5 protein-coding genes are annotated in these 6,151 nt (G+C 59.8%); 3 read left to right on the top strand and 2 right to left on the bottom strand.

Annotation, left to right across the window (positions count from 1 at the left end; genetic code table 11):
* Window positions 1-303: 303 nt before the first annotated feature.
* Together RCO31_RS32945 and RCO31_RS32940 are read right to left on the bottom strand one after the other, a co-directional pair.
* Window positions 304-1,416 carry a polysaccharide biosynthesis/export family protein gene (locus RCO31_RS32945; RefSeq protein ID WP_308972614.1) on the bottom strand — a complete coding sequence of 371 codons (1,113 nt, stop codon included), beginning with the start codon at window positions 1,414-1,416 and terminating at the stop codon, window positions 304-306.
* Between the two features lie 251 nt (window positions 1,417-1,667).
* Complete coding sequence (locus RCO31_RS32940; RefSeq protein WP_308972613.1) at window positions 1,668-3,014, bottom strand: undecaprenyl-phosphate glucose phosphotransferase; 1,347 nt, start codon at window positions 3,012-3,014, stop codon at window positions 1,668-1,670.
* A gap of 200 nt (window positions 3,015-3,214) precedes the next feature.
* Here RCO31_RS32940 and RCO31_RS32935 point away from each other — a divergent pair, with 200 nt between their 5' ends.
* The 3 genes from RCO31_RS32935 (at window position 3,215) to RCO31_RS32925 (ending at window position 6,145) form a co-directional block, all read left to right on the top strand.
* A complete protein-coding gene (locus tag RCO31_RS32935) occupies window positions 3,215-3,898 on the top strand; it encodes a hypothetical protein (RefSeq protein ID WP_308972612.1) in 684 nt (227 codons plus the stop codon).
* Window positions 3,899-4,018: 120 nt separating this feature from the next.
* A complete protein-coding gene (locus RCO31_RS32930) occupies window positions 4,019-5,494 on the top strand; it encodes a hypothetical protein (protein WP_308972611.1) in 1,476 nt (491 codons plus the stop codon).
* Window positions 5,495-5,500: 6 nt separating this feature from the next.
* Complete coding sequence (locus RCO31_RS32925) at window positions 5,501-6,145, top strand: hypothetical protein (RefSeq protein WP_308972610.1); 645 nt, start codon at window positions 5,501-5,503, stop codon at window positions 6,143-6,145.
* Window positions 6,146-6,151 lie beyond the last annotated feature (6 nt).

Here is a 6,151-nt window from a genome sequence, read left to right as displayed (position 1 = left end):
TTGCAGCGAGCTCAGAGCGAACTTCGGATTCGATCAGGACACTAGCAAGTTTATGATTCTAGTGTCGTTTATGGATCAGAAATTCGCACGATGGACTCGCGGCAATGATGGTGCGAATTTCTGATCCACGATACTAGAGCGCTTTCCGATTAGTTTTGAATCGGAAAGCGCTCTAGATTCGTTTGTCTGGTCGCATTTTCTGCGAAAAACCGGTGTCCACTTTTCCGGAAAATGCTCTAGCCTGGTTGTTCTTCAGCCATTGGCAAGCCGAGAGCGCTTAAGCTCCCAGCGCTCTCATGAGTTTTACGGCACGCGCAGATTAAGCTTGAGGATGTGAGCCTGGTTGGCTGCGATGGCGCCGTCCGCGGCCGTTGCAACGATCAGGCGGACGAACTGCAGGAATTTGCCGGTTTCAACCGTCGACGCATTAGCGGCAAAGACAATGTCTCGGTCCTGCATCTGGAACTTCGTCGCGAGAAAGTATCCCGCTGGATCTCTCAAATCAGCGTTGTAGATCACAGGAACCGTCGGACCGCTGAAACGGGAGCAATCCACGCCGAGTTTCTCGGCAAGCTCACGCGGCTCGCGGCGGTACACAAACAGCGACGACGGCTCCGCCGCGCTGTCCAGAAGCCCGCCGGCCTTCGCCACGGCCTGCGCGAGGTTGATCCGCCACATGTCGAACGGGAATTGGCCCTGCTGGCCAGCCGCGCCAAAGGCGAGGAACACCTGCGGCTCGCGATAGACGTAGATGGTATCGTCGGGATGGGCCCAGATGTTGTTCGCTGGCTCGTAGACGATCGCGCCAAACGGAACCGTGACACGGCGGCCGCCGCGCTCCACCGTGACCCAGGTCTCAAAGCCCTGTCCCCGGATGCCGCCGGCGCGGGTGATAACGTCGAGAATGCGCTCGCCCGCGGCATTGGCTTGCAGGCGCGTCGGCACATTGACTTCTCCGAGCACGCTGATCAGCGACGTTCTCTGGTCCGCCAGAACAACCACGGCCTGCGGGTCGATGGCCCGATTCTGGATCGACGCGACGATATCCGCCTGAACCTGGGTCGGCGTCCGGCCCAGGGCCCGGATCGCGCCGCCGTAAGGAACGGTGATGTTTCCGGACGAGTCCACATGCTGATTGGGCAGCGTCACGAAATTTCCGGGCCGCACGCCGGCCTCGGACGGAATGAACAGGCCGCCCGCGGCCGCCTCGAAGATCGTCACGCCGACGGCATCACCAATACCGAAGCGAATGGTTTGCGGTGGCCGGCGGTCGGGAAAATAGCCCGACAGCACCTTGGGTCCGAACTCTCCCAGAACTCCCAGCGTCGCTGGCGTCAGCTTCACTAGTCCGTATTCCGGTCCTTCGGTCGTGGAGCCGGTTTTGACGCGGATCTCGGAGGGACCCGCTGTGGGCATGATGCAACCGCCACACAGCAAGCAGGCCATGACCCCAATGACGCGCCAGAAATTACTCAATTTAATCCCCACGCAACTCTAATTAATGGCCATTTCAACCAAAGACGTGCCCGCAGATAAACCGGCTGTCAATTATCACGAAACTTTCAGGCACGGTTTAGCGGAGGAGCGTGGCAATTCAGCCACGTGATTCAGCCAGTTCGCTAGGTTGAGTTTGCAGGCTGTGATGCAGGCATGAGATTCCCCCCTCATTAATAGGCATTCTGCGACCGAATGACCGCCACGCATGTTCGTACGAGAATGGTCAGATCGAGCATCAGGCTCCAGTTATTGATGTACCAGAGATCGTGCGCCACGCGCTGGCGCATCTGCTCAATTTGGGCCGTCTCGCCACGGTAACCATTCACCTGCGCCCAGCCGGTAATCCCTGGCTTCACGTGGTGCCGAAAAGCGTACTCAGCGACAATCTCGCTGTAGTGACTGTCATGGGCCAGCGCATGCGGACGCGGCCCGACCAGCGACATGTCACCCTTCAGAACGTTCAGGAGTTGCGGCAACTCATCAATGCTCGTCTGGCGCAAAATGCGACCGATCGTCGTAATCCTCGGATCCGATCTCCTCGCCTGGATCAGCTTGGCGTCGTCTTCCATGACTCTCATGCTGCGGAACTTGAATATGAAAAACTCCTTCCGATTGAATCCATTGCGACGCTGCCGAAACAGAACCGGACCTGGCGAGTCGAGCTTAATGGCAATAGCGGTGACGGCCATGAGCGGCGCAAACAGCAACAGGCCGATCAAGGCGCCGGCGATGTCCAGCGCCCGTTTTGACGCCTTCTCCACCGTCGATAGTGGTGCGCGCTGCACTTCAACCGCGAAAGAGGACCCGACGCGGAACGAGGGGTTGAACGCAAAATTGCGGATGCGACGGTCTGGCAGCAGCTGAACCGGCAGCGGCGACGTGCGCAGGGTCTCGCGGAACAGCTCGATCTGACGTGTCTCGCTCCAGGGCAAGGCAAGCACGATCTCGGTGGCCCCTCCCTGGCGCGCCGCGATAAGGGCCTGGCTCAGCACCGCCTGACTGGCGGCCGAAAGGGAGAAGCCATTGCCCTTGTCCGTCGGCACCTGGCTTCGGGCGATCTCCGTCAGTCCATAGTGCCGCAACAATGCGACGCTATCGACGGAGGCAAGCTCTTCGCGTGCGCCAATGACGACCACGCGCCGACCTTCGATCCACTGCTGGGCCATCGCGAAGACGATGAACGCACGCAGCGCTGCTCGCCCCGCCAGCAGCAGGATGAGCGCGAGCACCGAGAAACAAACGATCGAGCCTCGCGAATACTGCGCTCCCACCTTGAACAGAAACGCCATAAGCGTCAGCAAGAGCAACACCAGTACCCAGTTGCCGATGACAAGTCTGCGCGACCGCGCCGGAGACAGGATGTTGGCGAGCTGGTACAGACCGAGCGTCTTCGCGCTGAACCCGAACAAAACCGCCGCCAGCACCCCGGCGGCAAGGAATTGATTAGCCTGCCCAAGCGTATCGTTCGCGAGCAACTGATAGGCGCCGCCCCCCAGGACACTCGCCGAGACGATCATCAAGCCGTCCGCAAGCCCGCAAAGCACGTTCAACGCATAAAATGGAACATGAAAGCGATGGCGACTCGACGGGAACGGTTCCTGCGCCGAGCTTGCATCCGCCTCAAGTGTCAATGAACGCCCGAACCCCACGGTTTTCGACATGACGATCCGCGAACCCTTTCGGCCACCCTATTGGCAATTGGGCAAGGATAAATCCATTGAATGATATTAATCTGAAAATAATGATCATTCTTGGTCCGTTGCTGGTCTTAAAAATGTCACATAAAATATATCGCGCCGCAACATGGATCGGCACATTTAATACCCTGGGTTGGCTGATCATCGCGAGCGCTGCCCTTGCGCAGCCCTCGACCAATCCGCCCTCTTTGCAATCATGCGGGGCACTGCCGACCGAAGCATTGCGCCTGGAGTGTGCAAACCGACTGGCCGGCAAGGCTGCATCTGCGACACCATTGAGCGGGGGCTGGCGGCTCTCACGCACCTCGGACCCGCACAGCGGCACGCCGCAGACAGCGGTCACGCGCACAGCCGATCTCCAGGCATCGGATGCCGGCTTCGCCGGATTGATGTTTCGCTGCACGGCTTCGCGCCTGGAAGCCTTGCTGGTCATGCTCGATCCCGTCCCGCCGGGCTCCAAACCAAAGGTGACGATCCGCGTCCACGGAAAAGAGACGCCGTTCGTCGCCCAAGTGCTTCAGCTTGGCGAATTGCTCCTGTTGCCGGATCCGGCGATAAGCTTGGCGGCCACGACATGGTCGACCGCACCGGACATTTCCGTCGAAATCGACAATGGCGCGTCGACCGTGCGGGGTGTTGTTCCTGCGAGCGGGCTTGCCGGGGCCCTTCAGCTGCTCCGGTCAAGCTGCGGCGCATCGCCATAGCGCCGTAGCGAGCCTTCTCGGGGCCCGTCCGGACCAATCCGATGCAAATCGCCGATTGCGGACACGAGGCGTTCAACATAAGGATTAATTCGCCAGACCCTATTAAATCAGCTTCCGAGATTGTCGATCGCGTTCAACCTTATCATTGCGCTTGTCGCCACAGCGCCGATCCTTGTGCTGATGCAGGGACCGACTGAACTGGCGTTCGTTGCATTGATTTCCGCGCTGGCACTCGTGCTCGGCGCCTCGACAACTCCGGTCGTCGAGTTCGAAGCACTGGCCAAGACCTTGCGGCGCATCGGGGTGCTGCTTGCCGTACCAGCTGGATGGATGGTCGTTCAGCTCCTGCCGCTTCCGCTTGCCCCTCCATCGCACCAGATCTGGACCAGCGCCGCCGCCGCGATGCCGGACTTGTCGTTCGGACATATTACGGTGAACGTCATCGATACAGTTCGCGCATTGGCTCTCTATTGCAGCTGGATCGTCCTTGCGCTGGCAACGATGGTGGCGACCACCGAAAGACGGCGCGCAGAGCTCTGTCTTGTCACGCTCGTGCTGGTGACGACCGTCATCGCGGCCGCAGGCATTGCCTTCAGCTTCGATCCGAGCACGCTTACTGTCGAGGCGAAAGAAACTTTCAGCGCGGCAGCTTCAGCCGCTGTATTCGGCTGCGTGCTCAGCCTCGCGGCTGTTCAGCGGTTGATCGAACGGCGCGAGGCTCAGCGGCCAAGCACCCGTCGTCAAGCGGTATCGAGCATACTGTTGACGATCTGCAACGTATCGGCATTCGCGATTTGTTTTGCGGCAGCCGCGCTGCTTTCGCCGGCGGCGTGGATCGCGGCATCGCTCGGCAGTCTGACGTTTGCAGCCATTGCGCTGACGAACCGTCTCCGTTCCTTCAAAGGTGCTCAGTACGTAATCATGACAGTGTTCGCCCTGACGGCCGCCATCGTTCTTCTGGCGAAGTCAGCAGGCACGCCAACCGGCGCCATTCTGACAGATGTTGTCTCGTCAGCGTCAGCCGAATCCATCGCCGCGGCGGAAAGGATGCTGAAGGACACCACCTGGCTCGGTAGCGGAGCCGGCACCTATCAAACGATGATTCCCGTTTACGAGGAACTGGGTCGACCGCCGCCGGCCATCGCACCGTCGCTCGCATTGAAGCTCGCCATCGAGCTGGGATGGGTTTTTGCCGCGGTGCTGACATTTGGCACGCTTCTGCTGGCCGCCAAGCTCATTGACGCAGCCATGACGCGCAGGCGGGATTCGTTCTACCCGGCAGCTGCCGCGGCCTGTCTCGCAAGCCTCACATTACAGGCATTTGGCGATGCCAGCCTTTTGAATCCTGCAATCGGCTTGTTGTGCGCAGTCATCGTTGGCTTGGCTCTCGCTCAAGCGGCCCGAACGACCGTCAGCCGAACTACGCGCCAGACGGCAGAAGGTTACCGTTCGCGATCAAGCGGCGGCAGGTCGAGATCCCTCGTTGGCATCCAGTGCTTCGCCCTCGCCTTTCTGACGGCCGTCACCTGTGATTTGTTCAACAACCAAAGCAGTCAGTTGCTCGTCAACTTAGCGATCACGGTAGGGAAAGGCTGATATTCAATGACCGCCGCCGCAGGGTTGAGATCTATCCTCCTTACCGTCGGTCTTATGGCAGGCTTCATCTCGCTGAGTGTCCTGACGACGGAACTCGCGGCCACTGTCATCGAACCGACCAACAGATCGTCCGAGGTACCGCTGGCACTCGTCGCACCGTTGGCCTTGATCAATCCGTCCTATGCGCGCCAGCAAACGCTTGCTGCTGTTCCGGACCCACGGCTTCCCGCCGGATCACGACCATCAAGAGCGGAGATTGAACAGACGAAAGCCATGATCTCGACATTGTCGGCGTTGTCACCGACCAATCCAGAACTTTGGATCATACAGGCACAATTGGCCGCTTCGCTGCGCGCTGACGACCAGCGGATCGCCGAGATGCTGAAGATGGCTTATCTTACCGCGCCGAGCAATTTCGCGCTGATGCCCTCGCGCCTGGAGATCGCCATGACGACAAGCGCCGTGTCCGATCCGGTGCTTGAGGTCCTGGCCGAAGGAGACATTCGCGCCATTCTGCTGAAAAGAATCGAGTTGTCTGATGATCTCCTTGCAATCTACCAGCGCGCTACCGAGCCCGGCAAGGCGTTCCTCATGCGCGCTGCCGCGAGTGACACGCCACTCTCCGCGCGGCTGACCGCGGCGAACCGTTAGCCTTTA

It is taken from the genome of Bradyrhizobium sp. LHD-71 (genome assembly GCF_031157255.1).
GTDB lineage: Bacteria > Pseudomonadota > Alphaproteobacteria > Rhizobiales > Xanthobacteraceae > P52-10.
The sequence above is the reverse complement of the archived record's forward strand: the minus strand, read 5'-3'. Positions and strand labels throughout refer to the sequence as shown.

Excerpts from the sequence above, each read along its gene's own strand:
- RCO31_RS32945 (WP_308972614.1), bottom strand. The coding sequence starts at position 1,416 with ATGCCCACAGCGGGTCCCTCCGAGATCCGCGTCAAAACCGGCTCCACG.
- RCO31_RS32940 (WP_308972613.1), bottom strand. The coding sequence starts at position 3,014 with ATGATCGTCTCGGCGAGTGTCCTGGGGGGCGGCGCCTATCAGTTGCTC.
- RCO31_RS32925 (WP_308972610.1), top strand. The coding sequence starts at position 5,501 with ATGACCGCCGCCGCAGGGTTGAGATCTATCCTCCTTACCGTCGGTCTT.